General features: G+C 64.9%; 13 protein-coding genes. 5 read left to right on the forward strand and 8 right to left on the reverse strand.

The annotated features are described in order from the left end of the window. Positions 1-141 precede the first annotated feature (141 nt). Both SR858_RS20300 and SR858_RS20305 read right to left on the reverse strand, forming a co-directional pair. On the reverse strand, positions 142-660 hold the full coding sequence (locus SR858_RS20300) for a hypothetical protein (RefSeq protein ID WP_019921726.1): 519 nt from the start codon (positions 658-660) through the stop codon (positions 142-144). Between the two features lie 4 nt (positions 661-664). Next, positions 665-850 (reverse strand): hypothetical protein, encoded by a 186-nt coding sequence (locus SR858_RS20305; RefSeq protein WP_019921725.1) that lies wholly within the window; start codon positions 848-850, stop codon positions 665-667. A 143-nt stretch (positions 851-993) separates the two neighbouring features. Here SR858_RS20305 and SR858_RS20310 point away from each other — a divergent pair, with 143 nt between their 5' ends. The 4 genes from SR858_RS20310 (at position 994) to SR858_RS20325 (ending at position 5,955) form a co-directional block, all read left to right on the forward strand. Continuing rightward, the gene (locus tag SR858_RS20310; protein WP_019921724.1) at positions 994-1,908 is read left to right on the forward strand and encodes a BadF/BadG/BcrA/BcrD ATPase family protein; all 915 of its coding nucleotides are present in this window, start codon (positions 994-996) and stop codon (positions 1,906-1,908) included. 14 nt (positions 1,909-1,922) lie between these two features. Then, positions 1,923-3,020: an N-acetylglucosamine-6-phosphate deacetylase gene (gene nagA / locus SR858_RS20315; protein ID WP_019921723.1), complete on the forward strand. Its 1,098-nt coding sequence runs from the start codon at positions 1,923-1,925 to the stop codon at positions 3,018-3,020. Continuing rightward, positions 3,017-4,543: a beta-N-acetylhexosaminidase gene (gene nagZ, locus SR858_RS20320; protein WP_019921722.1), complete on the forward strand. Its 1,527-nt coding sequence runs from the start codon at positions 3,017-3,019 to the stop codon at positions 4,541-4,543. The genes nagA and nagZ overlap by 4 nt, the downstream gene beginning before the upstream one ends. Positions 4,544-4,647: 104 nt before the next feature. Then, positions 4,648-5,955, forward strand: a complete 1,308-nt coding sequence (locus SR858_RS20325; protein ID WP_019921721.1) for a tetratricopeptide repeat protein — start codon at positions 4,648-4,650, stop codon at positions 5,953-5,955. Between the two features lie 153 nt (positions 5,956-6,108). Here SR858_RS20325 and SR858_RS20330 read toward each other — a convergent pair whose 3' ends face one another. From SR858_RS20330 to SR858_RS20350, 5 genes are read right to left on the reverse strand one after another with little or no spacing between them, the layout of a single operon-like run. After that, entirely contained in the window at positions 6,109-7,026 is a 918-nt protein-coding gene (locus SR858_RS20330) for an NAD(P)/FAD-dependent oxidoreductase (protein ID WP_019921720.1), read from the reverse strand. Beyond that, positions 7,001-7,465 carry an Rrf2 family transcriptional regulator gene (locus SR858_RS20335; protein ID WP_026637263.1) on the reverse strand — a complete coding sequence of 155 codons (465 nt, stop codon included), beginning with the start codon at positions 7,463-7,465 and terminating at the stop codon, positions 7,001-7,003. Before SR858_RS20335 ends, SR858_RS20330 begins: the two co-directional genes overlap by 26 nt. A gap of 55 nt (positions 7,466-7,520) precedes the next feature. Beyond that, positions 7,521-9,386, reverse strand: coding sequence for a glycoside hydrolase family 15 protein (locus tag SR858_RS20340; RefSeq protein ID WP_019921718.1), 1,866 nt, complete (start codon positions 9,384-9,386; stop codon positions 7,521-7,523). Beyond that, positions 9,383-10,162: a trehalose-phosphatase gene (gene otsB / locus SR858_RS20345; RefSeq protein ID WP_019921717.1), complete on the reverse strand. Its 780-nt coding sequence runs from the start codon at positions 10,160-10,162 to the stop codon at positions 9,383-9,385. The genes SR858_RS20340 and otsB overlap by 4 nt, the downstream gene beginning before the upstream one ends. Beyond that, complete coding sequence (locus SR858_RS20350; RefSeq protein WP_026637262.1) at positions 10,162-12,450, reverse strand: alpha,alpha-trehalose-phosphate synthase (UDP-forming); 2,289 nt, start codon at positions 12,448-12,450, stop codon at positions 10,162-10,164. The genes otsB and SR858_RS20350 overlap by 1 nt, the downstream gene beginning before the upstream one ends. A gap of 181 nt (positions 12,451-12,631) precedes the next feature. Between SR858_RS20350 and SR858_RS20355 the strand changes: the two genes are divergently transcribed. Beyond that, positions 12,632-13,756, forward strand: a complete 1,125-nt coding sequence (locus SR858_RS20355) for a mechanosensitive ion channel family protein (protein WP_019921715.1) — start codon at positions 12,632-12,634, stop codon at positions 13,754-13,756. A 130-nt stretch (positions 13,757-13,886) separates the two neighbouring features. Here the strand turns inward: SR858_RS20355 and SR858_RS20360 are convergent, their stop codons facing one another. Next, positions 13,887-16,628 (reverse strand): M16 family metallopeptidase, encoded by a 2,742-nt coding sequence (locus tag SR858_RS20360; RefSeq protein WP_019921714.1) that lies wholly within the window; start codon positions 16,626-16,628, stop codon positions 13,887-13,889. Positions 16,629-16,718: the final 90 nt, after the last annotated feature.

Here is a 16,718-nt window from a genome sequence, read left to right on the forward strand (position 1 = left end):
TAAGCTTTGTTTCATGGGGGCCGTCAAAAACCGTAGCGAGCGGCTCGATATCGCCTTGAGTAGCGCAAGCGTACGGATGTACGCTGAGCAGCGGAGAGGCGATAGCGCGCCGCGCAGTAGGTTTTTGGCGGCCCTCACTGATTAGCGCGAGCGCACTGGGGGAGGCTGCACCGGGGGTAACGGCTTGTATTTGGCGCAGTAGATCTTCGACTTGGTATCGAAATAAACGATGCGGCTGGCCGGCTTGGCCTCGCGCACCGGGTAGGCGGACGTGTCGATGCGGATATGGTGCACGCCTACCTGGGTGATGATGGCTTGCTGCAGTTCCTCGGGCGTGGCCTCGGCCACCGCGCCCACGAAAATATAGGTGCTGGTATCGTCGCTGACCATCACTTCGGAAATCTCGCGGCCCCACAGGCTGGCGCCGTCGGTGCGGAACCAGAAGGCGCCGCCCTCGTGCTTGTAGGCCGGGCCGAAATGCTTGACCAGGTAATCGTAGTAATAAAAATTGGCGGTTTGGTCACGGCACAGCAAACCGTTGCCGATGATGGTGCCGAACGTGGTGGGAACGTTTTGGGCCAGCGCCGAACCGCCGGCCAGGCTCAGTGTTGCAACGAACGCCAGCGCGCCGCGCCGCAGCAGGAAGGATGGAACTATCACCGGCTCAAGTCTTCGACAGCCAGGCACGGTTGGCGCTGATGCGGGCCTTGGCCGTGGCCGGCAAGGCATCGTAGCAACCGGGATACTGCTTGAGCGCGGCTTCGCGGATTTCTTTTTGCAAGCCGTTAATCAGGAAAATATACAGCACCCCGCCGTCCTTGGTATTTTTGGTTCCCAGGTATTTGATCATCTGTGGTCCTCCGTCCTTGGCCCATGGCTATGCGGTTTCATTATGACATTATCGGCGCCGCGCACGAGAAATTGAATCGCTTACCGTTCAAACCCGGCCAAACACCTTTTGACAGCGCGCTTTGCCACACTCTATAGTGCCGCATGATCGAATTTCTCATCGGCGTGGACGGCGGCGGCAGCGGCACCCGCGCCTGCCTGGCCCATTCCCCCCACCAAGCTTCCGGCATACCGGTCCACCTCGGCGCCGGCACGGCCGGCCCTTCCGGCCTGTCGCTCGGCATTGCCAACGCCTGGACCGCCGTCGAACAGGCTATCGCTGCCGCCTTTGCAAGCGCTGGCCTGCCAGTGGCGCCGCGCACGGCGATCGGGCTGGGCCTGGGGCTGGCCGGCGTGCATAACCGGCAATGGGCGGCGCAGTTCACCGCCGCCAATCCCGGCTACGCCAGCCTGGCGCTGGCATCGGACGGCCACACCACCGTGCTGGGCGCGCATGACGGCGCGGCCGGCGCCATCATCGCGCTGGGCACGGGCAGCGTGGGCGAAGTCAGGCTGGCCGATGGCCGTCACCTGGAAGTAGGCGGCTGGGGTTTCCCGTCCGGCGACGAAGCGGGCGGCGCCTGGATCGGGCTGCACGCCATCAATCACATGCAGCAAAGTTTCGACGGCCGGCGGCCAGCAGACGCGTTTGCCGACGCCGTGGCGCAAGCGTGCGGCGTGGCGCCAGGCGGGCCCCGCGATCCGGCCGCACGGGAAATCCTCCAGCAATGGCTGGCCGCCGCCTCGCAAACCAGGTATGCGCAACTGGCGCCGGTGGTGCTGCAACATGCCGCCTCGAACGACGCCGCCCGCGCCATCCTGCAGGCAGCGGGAACCCAGGTGGCGCGCCTGGCCCACGCCATGGATGCCGACGGCACGCTGCCGATCGCCCTGTGCGGCGGGCTGGCCGCGCCGCTGCGCCCGTATTTGCCGCCGGCGCTGCTGGCGCGCGTGGTGCCCGCGCGCGGCGATTCGGCCGCTGGCGCGCTGCGCTTGATCCACCAGCATCTGAACCAATAACCGGAGTGCCTCCCATGCGTGCTGCAATCACAGGCAATATCCTCACTCCCCAGGGCTGGGTCTACGGGGACATCGGTTTCGATACGCATATCGCCGTCGTCAAAGGCGGCGCGGTCGATCCGGCGTCGAACACCGACGACTATATCCTGCCCGGTTTCATCGACCTGCACGTGCACGGCGGCGGCGGCAAGGACGTGATGGAAGCCGGCGACGCCGTGCGCACCATCGCCGCCCTGCACGCCGGCCACGGCACCACCAGCCTGCTGGCCACCACCATGACCGCCCCGCCCGACGACATCGAGCAGGCGCTGGGCGCCATCGGCCGTGCCGCTGCCCGGCGCGGCGCCGGCGAGGCGCGGGTACTGGGCGCCCACCTGGAAGGGCCGTACATCAACCCCGGCAAGCTCGGTGCGCAGCCCGACTACGCGCGCGCGGCCACGCTGGACGATGTACGCGCACTGGCAGCGCTGGCGCCGTTGAAACTGATCACGGTAGCGCCCGAAATCCCCGGCCACCTGGACCTGGTCAAAGCGCTGGCGAACGCCGGCATGCGGGTACAGCTCGGCCACACCGCAGGATCGTACGAAGACGGCAAGGCGGCGCTGGAACACGGCGCCCACGGCTTCACCCACCTGTTCAACGCCATGACCGGCCTGCACCACCGTGAGCCCGGCATGGTGGGGGCGGCGCTGGCCCACGCGCAGTACGCGGAACTGATCCCCGATCTGCTGCACGTGCACCCGGGCGCGATCCGCACCGCACTGCGCTGCATCCCGAAGCTCTATTGCGTGACCGATTCCACCGCCGCCACCGGCATGCCCGACGGCGAATACATGCTGGGCCGGCAGGTGGTCATGAAATGCCTGGGCGGCGTGCGCCTGCCCGACGGCACGCTGGCCGGCAGCGCGCTCACCATGGACCAGGCGCTGCGCAACCTGGTCAAGATCGGGCTCGACCTGGCGGACGCCTCGGCGCGCGTGTCCACCTACGCCGCCGACTACCTCGACCTGCCCGACCGGGGCCGCCTGGCCACCGGCGCCTGGGCCGACCTGGTGGTGCTGGACCGCGACCTGCAACTCAAAGCCGTGTACATAGAAGGCGAACGACTGTGACCGATAAAAACGATTTAAACCCGAACGATGTACGCCAACTGGCCGGCCAGCTGATCATGATCCGCTTCCCCGGCACCGAGCTCGATGCCGCCACCGCCGGCTTCATCAAGGCCAACGGCATCCGCGCCGTGTGCCTGTTTCGCGGCAATATGACCGACGCCACCCAGTTGTCCAAACTGACGGCCGACCTGCGCGCCGTGATGGGGCCGGAGTCGCTGATCGCCATCGACCAGGAAGGCGGCGCCGTGGTGCGCGCCACCTGGGTGCCGGCGCCGCCGTCGGCCATGGGCCTGGGCGCGGCCGACGATGCCGGCCTGGCGCAGCGCACCGGGGCGGCAGTGGCGCGCGCCATCAAATCGCTCGGTTTCAACTGGAACTTCGCGCCGGTACTGGACCTCAACAACAACCCGTACAACCCGGTGATCGCCGAGCGCTCGTTTGGGGCCGATCCACAGCGCGCCGCCGAACTGGCGCTGGCCTGGATGGCCGGCAGCCATGCAGAAGGCGTGGCCTGCTGCGTCAAGCACTTCCCCGGCCATGGCGACACCAACGTCGATTCGCACCGCGACCTGCCCACGGTGGACAAGCCGGTGCTTGAGCTGGAGCGGATGGAACTGGCGCCGTTCCGCACCGCCGCTGCACATGCGCCGGCCATGATGACCGCGCATATCGTCTATCCCACGCTCGACGCCGACAACCCCGCCACCATGTCGCGCGCCATCCTGCACGACCTGCTGCGCGACCAGTGGCAGTATCGCGGCATCATCATCACCGACGGCATGGACATGCATGCGATTGCGCACCGCTACGGCGTGGGCAACGCGGCCGTGCGCGCGCTCACGGCCGGCGCCGACATGGTGATGGCGCTGGGCACACCGCAAACGCAGGAAGAAACCCTGGCGGCGATTGCCGCCGCCATCGCCTCGGGCGAACTGCCGATCGATGAAGTACAGCAGCGGCTCGCGCGGCTGGCGGCGCTGGCGCGCGACTACCCGTGCAGCCAGCCGCCTTACCTGATTGATGCCGCCGACCGCGTGGTAATGGCCGAAGGCTGGCGCCGCGCACTCACCGCGCATGGCGATCCGCAGCGCCCCGCTCCGGGCGCCAAGCTGCGCCTGGTGGTACGCCAGGACGTGGTCAGCGACGGCGTATCGGAAGCGGGCGTGCCGGCAGCACGGGTGGCCGACTCGCTGCGCCGCCTGTACGACGTCGAACTGCTGACGTATGCCGATGCCGACGCCTTCGACTGGACCGCGCTGCCGCAGGACGGCCGTTTTACCATCCTGGCGTCCACCTCGCGCCTGCGCTACGGCGAACATGCGCGCCGCACCTGGCGTCCCGATTTGCACCTGGCGCTGTGGAACCCGTACCAGGCGCTCGACATCGCCGCGCCGGCCCTGCTCACCTACGGCTTCGCGGCGCCCGCGCTCGACGCCGTCAACGACTGGTTCGCGGGCGAACTGCCAGCGTCCGGCCGCACACCGGTGCCGGGCTTCGGCGCGCCCCCGCCGACGCACACTTGAATTCGGCGCGGAAGGCGTTTTTTATGTAACAATACGCGCGTTTGGCCGCTGTGCCTGCGCCAGCGCCCCTGAGAAAACCAAAGTCTATGATCGAAGGATTACACATGTCCCACATTCGTCTTGCTCGTATCAGCCTGATCCTGGCCGCCATCGGCCTCAACGCCGCTCCCGCCATGCTGGGCATGAACATGGTCCACGCCCAGGACAAGGAAAAGGCCGCTGCACCAGCGCAGGCCGACACCGTCCGTCCCGAGATCTTCAAACTGATCGAAACCAAGCAGATCAAGGAATTGCTGGACGCCAAGAACTACGCCGAAGTCAAAACCCGCATCGATACCGCGGCGGCAGCGCCCAACCTGACACCGTACGAATCGTTCGTGCTCAACCAGTTGCGCGCGCAGCTGGGCCAGACCAGCGGCGACCAGCAAATGACCGTGCAAGGTCTCGAAGGCATGATCGACTCCGGTCGCCTGACGCCGGAGCAAAAGCTCAAATTCATCGATGCCGTGGGCAGCATTTACTACAGCAATATCAAGGACTACGACAAGGCCATCGTCTGGTTCAACCGCTATGGCGCCGAGTCGGGCGACACTGCCAAGCAGCGCCAGTTCATCATCCGCTCGTACTTCCTCAAGGACGATTTCGCCAGCGCCAAGACCGAAGTGCAGAAGGACATCGCTGCCGCCAAGCAGGCCGGTACCGCGCCGTCGAAAGACACGCTGAACCTGCTCGGCAACATCGGCATCAAGACCAAGGACACGCCGCTGTACCTGACCGCCGTGGAAGAGCTGGTGCGCTACTACCCGAGCGAAGACTACTGGTTCGACCTGCTGAACCGCACGCGCGGCAAGAAGACCTACGCCCAGCGCCTGGACCTGGACATGGCCCGCCTGAAAGCGGTAGCCGCCCCGTCGAAAATGGAAACCGAAGACTACCTGGAGCAAGCCGAGCTGGCCTCGCTGGGCGGCTTTTTCACCGAAGCGAAAATCGCCATCGACAAGGCCTACCCGAACGGCACCATCCCGGCCGGCAAGGACAAGGCAGCGATCACCAAGATCCGCGACACCGCCACCCGTGGCGCCGCCGACGATGCCAAGAACATCGATGCAGGCATCGCTTCCGCTCAAAAATCGAAAGAAGGCGTCGGCCTGGTCAACCTCGGCTACAACTACATCACCCTGGGCCAGTTCGACAAGGGTATCGACCTGATGAAGCAGGGTATCGCCAAGGGCGTGTCGAAAAATCCTGACGACGCCAAGCTGCGCCTGGGCTACGCCCTGGCCATGGCCGGCAAGAAGGACGAATCGATCAAGCTGCTCGAAACCATCCAGGGCGATGACGGCCGCGCCGACCTGGCCCGCTTCTGGATCATGTACCAGAACAAGCCAGCCGCTGCACCAGCTGCCAAGTAAGCAGCCGCAACAAAAAAAGCCGGCTAACCGCCGGCTTTTTTACGCCAGTTACTTCGGGGTCAGCGTTACTTCGGGGTCAGTGCCGACATTTAGACACGAGCTCAACAGCCGCAAGGCTTAGTTCGTGTCCGAATGTCGGCACTGACCCCGAAGTTAGGCGGCTTGGGCGCCGAAGATGGTGAGGCGGTGGGCAGCGACGCCGGCCATGGCGCCGTCGGCCACCGCCATGGCGACATTGCCGGCGGCGCGGGCGGAGTCGCCGCAGGCGAAGACGCCCGCCACGCTGGTGGCCTTGGTCGCGTCGGTGCGCACGAACAGGCCGGTCGGGCCCTCTTCCATCTCGCAGCCCAGTTGTTCTGCCAGCGGGCTGCCGCTGTGGGTGCGGCTCACCACGAACAGGCCCGCCATGTCGATTGCCCGGCCGTCTGCCAGTTCCACCGTGGCGTGGCCCGCGATACGCCGCACCGCCGTGCGCTCGATGGTCACGCCGCGCCTGGCCATCGACGCCAGTTGTTCTACGTCTGGCTCGAACGTCTCGTTGAGGAACAGCGTGACCTGGCCCCAGTCGGGCAGCATCAGCGCGTGGTGCATCGACAGCGGACCGACCGCCATCACGCCGATGCGTCCCTCCATCAATTCGTAGCCGTGGCAGTAAGGACAGTGAAACACGCTCATGCCCCAGCGCTCGGCCAGGCCGGGCAGCGCCGGCAGTTCATCGACCACGCCGGTGGCCAGCACCAGCGCCTGCGCGTCGAAGCCACGGCCATCGGTTAGGGTGATACGAAAGCCCCGGGCCAGCCGCGTGGCCTGGGCGGCGGCGCCCTCCAGCCACTGCACCGTCGGATACTTCAAAAGCTGCGCCCTGCCCTCGGCGGCAATCGCGGCCGCCTCGCGGCCGTCCTGGCCGAGGAAGCCGTGCGAGTGCTGCGCGTAGCGGTTGCGGCGCTGGCCGGCGTCGATCACCAGCACGCGGCGGCGCGCACGGGCCAGCTGGGTGGCGGCCGACAGGCCGGCATAGCTGCCGCCGACGACGATGACGTCGAACTCAGTCGACATTTTTTGGGTGGTCATGGAGTGCTCCCTGGTGATGGGCATATTCGCGATTGAAGCGGGCCGACAGGTCGGCCAGCGTGACATCCTTGAAACGCTCGATCAGCAATGCTTCCGCCTCATCGAAGGCGCTGGCCAGGGCGTCGTTGATGGCCCGCTCGACCAGGCATCCCGGTTCCTCGGTGCGGTTGCCCATGGCGAACACGGTGGGTGAACCCACGGCTTCGTAGATGTCGCGCAGGGTCACCGTCCCGAGGTCGCAAGTGATGACCCAGCCGCCGCCATGGCCCTTGCCGGAACTGACATAGCCACGCTCGCGCAGGCCGGCCAGCACGCGCCGCACCAGCACCGGGTTGGTATCGAGGAAGCCGGACAGCTCCTCGGAAGTGAACGGGCGGTTGGCCTGCGCCATGTGCAGCAGCACGTGCAGGATGGAAGATAGCTTGCTGTCTCGTCTCATGTAACTAATGATAGTACATAAAACCAGATCGCGCACGCCAACCGCTAAAAACGCTTTAAATGACGCTATCCCATGGCGCGGACAGCCGCATGGCGCAGTTGATCAGCCCCACCATCGAATACGTCTGCGGGAAATTGCCCCACATTTCGCCGGTGACCGGGTGCGTGTCTTCCGACAGCAAACCGAGGTGGTTGCGGGCCTTGAGCATGGTCTCGAAAATTTCGCGCGCTTCTTCCTTGCGGCCGATGCGCGCCAGTGCATCGATGCGCCAGAAGGTGCAGATGTTGAACGCGGTTTCCGGCTTGCCGAAATCGTCGGGCGCTTCGTAGCGGCGCATGTACGGGCCGTCGCACAGGGTTTTTTCCAGCGCTTCCACGGTCTTGATGAAGCGCGGGTCCATCGGGTCGATGAAGTTCACTTCGGCCATCAACAGCACGCTGGCATCGAGATCGCGGCCGCCCAGGCTTTCGACGAATGCCTGGCGTTCCTCGCTCCATGAGTCGCGCAGCAGCGGTTCGCGGATCTGGTCGGCGCGGCCCTGCCAGTAGGCGGCGCGGTCCGGCAGTTCCAGCACGTGAGCGATTTTCGACAGGCGGTCGCACGCGGCCCAGCTCATCAACATCGACGACGTGTGCACGCGCGCACGGGTACGCAGCTCCCACATGCCGGCGTCGGGCTGGTCGTGCACTCGGAAGGCCTGCTCGCCCACCGCTTCGAGCAGCGCGAATTCGGCCACGCCGGCGCGATTGAGCAAGCGGTGGTCGAGGAAGGCTTGCGCCGCGCCGAGCACCACGTTGCCGTACACGTCGTGCTGGAAGTGTTCCTGCGCCTGGTTACCCACGCGCACGGGCTTGTGGCCGCGATAGCCGGGCAGATGGTCGAGCGTCGATTCGGGCAGGTGTTCTTCCAGGCCGATGCCGTACAGGGGCTGGATATGGCCGCCCTTGGAACTGGCGACGATATTGGAGAGCCAGCGCAGGTACTCTTCCATCGTGCCCACTTCGGACAGGCTGTTCAACGCCCGCACCACGAAGAACGCGTCGCGCAGCCAGCAGAAGCGGTAATCCCAGTTACGCTCGCTGCCCGGCGCCTCGGGTATGCTGGTGGTCATGGCGGCGATGATGGCGCCAGTGTCTTCGTACAGCGACATCTTGAGCGTGATCGCTGCACGGATCACCACGTCCTGGTACTCGTACGGCAGGGCCAGGCGGCGGCTCCAGTTGCGCCAGTAGTTGACGGTCTCTTTCTCGAAACGGCGGCAGATATCCTCGATGCCTTCGTTGAGCGTCTCGTCCGGGCCCAGCGTGAAGTTCAGCGATTTATTCACCAGGAACCACGATTCGGACAGCAGGTGGCTCAGCGACGCGTCGGTGTTGAGGCGCAGCGTCTGTTCCGGTCCCACATAGCGGATATGGTGGCTGCCGCGCGTGATCTGCGGCGTCACGCGGCCCCAGTCGAAGCGCGGGCGCACGCGCACGCGGATGCGCACCGCGCTGTTGAGGATACGGATGCGGCGGATCAGCATCAGCGGCCGGAACATGCGGTCGCGGCTCAGAAAGCGCGGCGCGAAGTCGGTGATCTCGATGCCGTGGTTGTCGGCGTCAGTCAGGCGCGTGCGCAGTACGGCGGTGTTGGGATCGTAGAACTGCTCGGTCTTGACGCAGTTTTCCAGCTCGATGCTCCACACGCTGCCATTGTCGGAGTTGTCGAGCAAGGCGTTGAACACCGGATCGCCGTCAAAGCGCGGCAGGCAGCACCAGACGATGTTGCCGCTTTTATCGACCATGGCGTTGTACGAGCAGTTGCCGATCACGCCGCAGTTGAGCGATGCTTCGGGGGTGACTGGAGCGTTGACGGGACCGAGCGCGGTCGGTGCGACGGGGATGCCGGGTGTGCCGGTCGTACCGTGTATTGAAGTCATGGCGTGTCTCCTGGGCTGATGCTACTGGTAGATGGGGCTGCCTGCGCAGCATGGACCAGCTGCGCGTGCAGCGCCTGGGGCGAGTCCAGGCGGCAGCGGGCCGCACTCGGTCCCGCGCCGACTTTCACGCCGATGCCGCCCAATTGCTGGGCGTAGGCGATACCTGCTTCGTCGGTGGTATCGTCGCCGACGAACACCGGCAGGCAATCCTTGAACGGCTCTTCCTGCAAAAATTCGGCCACGGCACTGCCCTTGTTGACAGTGGCCGGCTTCAGCTCGAGCACCATTTTGCCATGCAAAAGCACGGTGCCGGGCGATGCGATCAGCGCCGCTTCCATGGCCTGCTCGCACTGCACGCGCAGGCCAGGCGCCAGGCGATAGTGCAGCGCCAGCGCGCCGCGCTTTTCTTCGAGCAGCAGGCCGTCGTGCGCGAGCACGAGCGCGCGCAGGATCAGTTGCGCGGCATCGAGCGACGGCGCCTTGGCGACGTGCAACTGGCCGTTGTAGTCGCGGCGTTCGGCGCCATGGACGCCGGCCACCGGCAGCTTCAACGGCGCCAGCATGGCGTCGATCTGCGCGATGGGCCGGCCGCTGACAATCGCCAGCCGGCCTTGCAGCCGTTCCGCCAGCGATGCAAGTACCTGCACCAGCCCCGGCGCCACCACCACCGTATCGGGCGTTTCCGCCAGGTCCACCAGAGTGCCGTCGAAGTCGAGGAATACCGCGCCATCGAGCCATTCTGCGAGGGCAAATTTTTCCACTTCAGTAGCCATCATCAGCCCACCCGGCGCAGGTTGGTGCGGCTATGCGCGCGGATCTTCTGCATCACTTTTTCGCGCTTGCGCAGGCGTGCCGCGTCAAGCAGCATGTGGCCCGCCCAGCGGTACACATTGAAGCGGCGCACGCGGTCGCGCATGCTGCGCATCCGCTCGACCTGCTCCACCGACGGCATGGTCAGGCCGCGATACAGCGCTTCGGCACCCTGTTCGATATGGTACGGGTTGATGATCAGCGCCTCGTGCAGCTCGCGCGCGGCGCCAGTGAACTGCGACAGCACCAGCGCGCCGTGTTCGTCGTCGCGGGCGGCGATGAATTCTTTCGCCACCAGGTTCATGCCGTCGTGCAGGCTGGTCACCATGCATACTTCGCTGGCGCGGAAGTAGCGCTGCAATTCGTTCTGGTCGTGGTGCTCGATTTTCAGGATGATCGGCAGGTAGCCGTCCTTGCCATAGCGGTCGTTGATCTTGTCGGCCAGCTTGCGCACGCGCTGCTCGAAGTTCATGTATTCCTCGAGGTCGGAGCGGCTTGGCGCGGCGATCTGCACGAAGCTGAATTTGCCCACCATGGCCGGATGCATTTCCAGCATGCGGTCCACGGCCTGGAAGCGCTCCAGGATGCCCTTGGTGTAGTCGAGGCGATCGACGCCGAACGCCAGCAGGTGGTCTTGCGGCACGCCGAGGATCTGGCGGATCTCGGTGCGGCACACGTCCACCGGCACGGTGTCCGGGTAATCGGGCCAGGCGATCGAGATCGGGTAGTCTTCCACCTGCGTGAGCTCATTGCCGTACGAGATGGTAGAGGCTTCCGGCTCGATCCGGGTTTCCAGGTAGCGGTCCACGGTGTCGAGGAAGTTCTTGCGATGGAACGGCGTGTGGAAGCCCAGGATGGTGCTGCCCAACATGCCTTCCAAGATCTCTTCGCGCCACGGGCAAATGCCGAACGACTCCGAGTTGGGCCACGGGATGTGCCAGAACGTGATAATCGTCGCTTTCGGCAGCGCCTCGCGCACCATGCGCGGCAGCAGGGCGAAGTGGTAATCCTGTACCAGCACCACCGGGTTGTCGGTGCGCGCTTCCTTGATCACGGCGTCGGCAAAGCGGCGGTTGACCTTGACGTATTCTTCCCAGTCCGACGAGCGGAATACCGGGCGCACGTGGGCGATATGGCACAGGGGCCACAGGCCTTCGTTGGCGAAGCCGTAGTAGTAGCCCTTCTCTTCTTCTTCGGTCAGCCATACGCGGCGCAGCGTGTAGCTCGGATTTTTTGGCGGCACGGGGACGTGGTCATTCTTGTCCACGGTTTCGCGGTCGGCGCTGCCGGCGCCGTGGGCGATCCAGGTGCCGGAGCAGGCGCGCATGACCGCCTCCACCGCCGTCACCAGGCCGGACGCCGGCCGGCGCACCTTGACGGTGCCATCGGCGGCCTTTTCGTGGATATACGGTTCGCGGTTTGAGACGACCAGCACCTGGTCGCCGGCGAGATCCTGCTGCAGCAGGGCCTTGAGTTTTTCAGGCGCCCAGTCGGAGCCGTTGGCGGTGTAGCTGCCGCCGTCGCTGTGCTGGCGCTCCTGGTGGTATTCCTCGAGCAGGCTGCGCAACTCGCCGATCAGCGGTTCCATCTCCGGTGGCGGCGGTGGCGCGTCCGGGTCGGGCTTGGCGGTGGCGCGCGGGATCAGCTGGCCGCGCAGCACATCGTTCAAGCTGGCCAGCCAGCCGCGCCAGCTCAGGTGCGAGACCAGCAGGGTGAGGAAGGCGATCGCCACGGCCAGCAATGCGAAGAAGCCCAGCACGTACTTGGTGGTCTCGGCGCTGCGGCGCTCGATGAAGCTCATGTCGTGCACCAGGATCAGGCGGCCAAGCTCGGAACCGGCATCCATGATCGGGGTTTCAGCCACGTGCACGGGGCCGCGCGGCAGCTGCACCAGCGACTTGCGCGCGGTGCCGTCGGCCGGCGCATTCCAGCAGCCGAGCGATTGCGGATACGTGTAGGTCTTGTACAGCAGCTTGCCCGACGCATCGCAAAAGCCCAGCGCGAACAGGCGCTCGTCTTCGATGGCGCCGTCGAACAGCCGCTTGATGTGGGCGCTGTCGTTGAGCAGCACATCTTCGCGCAGCGGCACCTGCAAGGTGGTGGCCAGCAGCTGGGAGCGGTTGTCGAGGTCGCGCAGCGACCAGCGCAGCGTGAGCTTGTCCATCAATGGCACGACGATGTAGGCAAACAGGCAAAGCAGTATCGCCAGCGGCAATATGAAGCGTAAAGATAGTTTTACAGAGCGTGACAACATGAAGAATTCCTCTCAGGAGATTGCAGAGTGGCAGTGAATCGCGACATCTTCGGGTGGATGCGTACAATCGACCTCAGCCCGCCTATTGTTTCATTATTGACGGGAAAGCATTTGTTCGTTAGCGCACGCATAGGTTACATTGTGCGACGCAATATCTTTCCTTTGCCTAAAATGCTCACTCATGGAACTAGAATATTTTACTGATTTACAGCAGGGTCCGTGGCGCGCCGCAGCAGTGGTCGCCATTACCGCCGTTATCTTCGTCGCTATCGCGCTGGTGCTGCACCGCGCCGGCATCGAGCTGCTCAAGCGCATCGCCCGCCACCGGCCCTACACCACCAACGCCGTCAAATATGCGTTCCGTCCCAGCCAGCTGGCGGCGGTGCTGTTCGCACTGCGCCTGGTGCTGACCGGCGCGCCGGAAACCACGCCGTTCCTGGCGTCGCTCTCGCGCATCGTCAGCGTGCTGCTGATCGTCTGCCTGACCTGGCTGGCCATCGCCTGCGTCAATTCGATCAAAAAGACCATCTCCGACCTCAACCCGGTCGATGTGCTCGACAACATGCGCGCGCGCCGCGTGCTCACCCAGACCTCGGTGCTCACCCGCAGCGCCAATGCCATCATCGTCTTGCTGGGGCTCGGCTTCATGCTGCTGACCTTACCTGGCGCGCGCCAGTTCGGCGCCAGCTTGCTCGCGTCGGCCGGCGTGGCGGGCCTGGTGGCCGGTATCGCCGCCAAGCCGGTGCTGGGCAACTTCATCGCCGGTCTGCAGATCGCGTTCTCGCAACCGATCCGCATCGACGACGTGTTGATCGTCAAGGGCGAATGGGGGCGCGTCGAGCGCATCACGGGCACCTACGTGGTGGTGCGCATCTGGGACGAGCGGCGCATGATCGTGCCGCTGCAGTGGTTTATCGAAAACCCGTTCGAGAACTGGACCCACACGTCGGCCAGCATCCTCGGCACGGTGTTCCTGTGGCTGGACTTCAGCGTGCCGGTGCAAAAAGTGCGCGCCGAATTCGAACGCATCACCCACGCATCAACGCGCTGGGACAAACGGGTGTGCGTGCTGCACGTGACCGACGCCAACGAGAAGGGCATGCAATTGCGCCTGCTGGTGAGCGCCGTCGATTCAGGCACGGCGTTCGATTTAAGGTGCGAAATCCGCGAGGCGATGATCGCGTTCGTGGCAGCCAACTACCCCGATTCGCTGCCGCGCTTGCGTCCTGTGCTCGATTCGCCGGGGCCGCAGGATGATACCTTGGGCATGCGGCCGGTGAAGGTGGCTGATAGTCCGCCCCCTTGACAAGGTTCAGCTATTGAGGCGCTCCAAGGATCCCCGCCTGCGTGGGGATGACGGATTTCAAGCCAGCGGCCATGGGTTCGTCATCCTCGCGAATGCGGGGATCCATAGCACAGTTGAGCAGTGTCGGCGTCTACTTCCCTCCCGCCTTTTTCTCATCCCCGACCACCACCACCGTCAACTTGGCCGGATCGACCGCCTGGCGGAATGCCGCATTGACCTGCTCCAGCGTCGCCGCCTGCAATTTGGCCTCGTAGTCCTTGCTCCAGCTATAGGTCTGGTTCAGGTACAGGTTACGGGTCCAGCCGCCGGCCACCACCTTGTCCTGCGAACGGTTTTGCACGCGCTGCTGCAGCAGTCCCGACTTGGCCTGCGCCAGCTCCTGCGCCGTGAAGCCCTGCTTGACTGCGCGATCGAGCTCCTCGCGGATAGCCGCTTCCAGTTTTTTCAGGTTCTGCGGCGCGGCGATGGCGTTGACGGTGAAGCTGCCGGCGCGGTCGATATCGCCCGCGTGCACGGACGCCCCGCCGCCGTACGACAGGCCGTCCTTCTGGCGGATGCGGTCCATCAGGCGCGACTTCAGGCTGCCGCCACCGAAAATGTAGTTGGCCAGGTCCAGCGCCGGATACACCGGATCGTTCACATTGAGGTCCAGGTTCAGGCGCGCGGCAAACATGCCGTTTTCCTTTTCCGGCGCGTCGATCGCGCGGTGCACGGCCGGCTTGTCCACCGCCGTGTCCTTCAACGGAGAATACGTCACCTTGCTGTTCCAGTCGGTGAAGCTGTCGTCGATAGTTTTCGCGATGGCTGCCTTGTCGAAGTCACCGACGATGGCCAGTTCGCCGTGACCTGCGCCATAGTAATCGCGGTGGAACGCCACCACATCGTCGCGCTTGAGGGCCTTGACCGCCGCCAGCTGTTCATCGACCGTCATGGCGGCACGGAAGTCGCCTTTCGGATGGGTGTCGAAATATTCTTCGATGGCGTTATGGGCCAAGGACTCCGGCTCGTTACGCGACGATTCTATCCCGACCAGCCATTGCTGGCGCAGCTGCTCGAATTCGTCCTGCGGGAAGCTGGCCTCGCGCAGCACGTGGGCGACCAGGCGCAGCGCGGCATCGAGGTTCGGGCCAGTGGTCTGGAAGCCGTACACGCCGCCCGACATCTTCAATTTGGCAAAGGCATCGGCCAATTGCTCACGCGTGTACTTGCTGGTGCCGCGCATCAGCATCTCGTCGGCAAAGGCGGCCACCATCTGCTGGTTGAACAGGTTTTTTTCGTCGCCCCAGTGCAGCTGCAAGTCCACCGATACCGCCTCGCCGCGGTTCTTCTTGGGCAGCAGCGCCACTTTCAGGCCGCCGATGGTCTTGATCTCGGTACGGGCGTTGATATTGTCCTGGCTCGGGTCGAATACTTCCGACGTCAGCACGCTTTGTTTGGCCTTGAAGTCTTTCATCACTTCCGCCACCGGCGGCGCGGCGGTGATGTCGGCGCGCTGCGGCTGGTCGTCGGGGATAAAGGTGCCCACCACGCGGTTGTCGCGCTTGAGGTAGCGGGCAGCGGCGGCGCTGACCTGTTCGGCAGTCACCTCGGGCAGCTTGTCGCGGTTCTGGAACAGCAGGCGCCAGTCGCCCAGCGCGATTTCCTCCGACAGCGCCACGCCCACCTGCTGCGGATCGTTGAGCGATTTTTCCACGCTGTTGCTGTAGCTGCGGCGCACGCGCTCCATTTCTTCCACCGTGGGCGGGGTGGCCGCAAAGCTTTCCACCGCCTGCGTCAACGCGTCGCGCACCGGGTCGAGCGGCTCGCCCGCCTTGACCACGGCGCCGATGATTTCCAGGCCCGGCGCATAGCCGGTCTGGCCAAACGCGAACACTTCGGCGGCCTTGCCGGTGGCCACCAGCGCCTTGTGCAGGCGGCCGGATGGCGTATCGCCGAGGATCTCGCTCATGATGCCCAGCGCATTGGCGTCCGGGTGCAGCGCCGACGGGATTTTGTAGCCGAGCATGACGATCTGCATATCGCCCTTGCGGCGCACGACGAAACTGCGCTCGCCGTCCTGCTGCGGCTCCACCGTCCAGAACGGCGGCAGCACGCGCTTCGGTTTCGGGATGGCGCCAAACGACCTGGTGATCCACGCCAGCGTTTGCGCCGGGTCGAATTTGCCCGCGACGAGCAGCACCGCGTTGTCGGGCTGGTAGTAGGTGCGGTAGAACGCCTGCAGATTCTCGATGCGCACGTTCTCGATGTCGCTGCGGTTGCCGATGGTGGAGCGGCCGTAGCTGTGCCAGTCGTAGGCCACGCTGTCCATCCGCTTGAGCATGACCGAGACCGGGCTGTTCTCGCCGCTCTCGTACTCGTTGCGTACCACTGTCATTTCGGAATCGAGATCCTTGCGGGCGATGAAGGAATGGACCATGCGGTCGGCCTCCATGTCGAGCGCCCACTTCAGGTTCTCGGGGCTGGCCTGGAACACTTCGTAGTAGTTGGTGCGGTCGTACGACGTGGTGCCATTGAAGTCCATGCCCCGGCTGGCGAATTGCTGCGGGATGCTGCGGTTCTTCGGTGAGCCCTTGAACATCATGTGCTCGAGCAGGTGGGCCATGCCGGTCTCGCCGTAGTTTTCATGGCGCGAGCCCACCAGGTACGTGACGTTGACGGTGACCGTGGGCTTGGATGCGTCGGGGAACAGCAGCACTTTCAGGCCGTTGGGCAGGCGGTATTCGGTGATGCCTTCGACGGCGGGGCCCTGGACCACGCCAGTTGGCAACGCGATGGTGGCAGGGGCGGCCCAGGCGGTGCCGGTTGCAACAAAAGAGAGGCCGCACAGCAGCATGCTGGCAGCGGCAAGGTGTTTCAGACGGCTGGCGTTCATGGTGTCTCGCGAGAATACGGAAGAACACAGCATACGCCCTGGCCTGCCCTGCCGGGGAGAGCCCTCAGGGAATTTTACTGAGGACGAACT

Source organism: Duganella zoogloeoides (assembly GCF_034479515.1).
Classification (GTDB): domain Bacteria; phylum Pseudomonadota; class Gammaproteobacteria; order Burkholderiales; family Burkholderiaceae_D; genus Rugamonas; species Rugamonas zoogloeoides.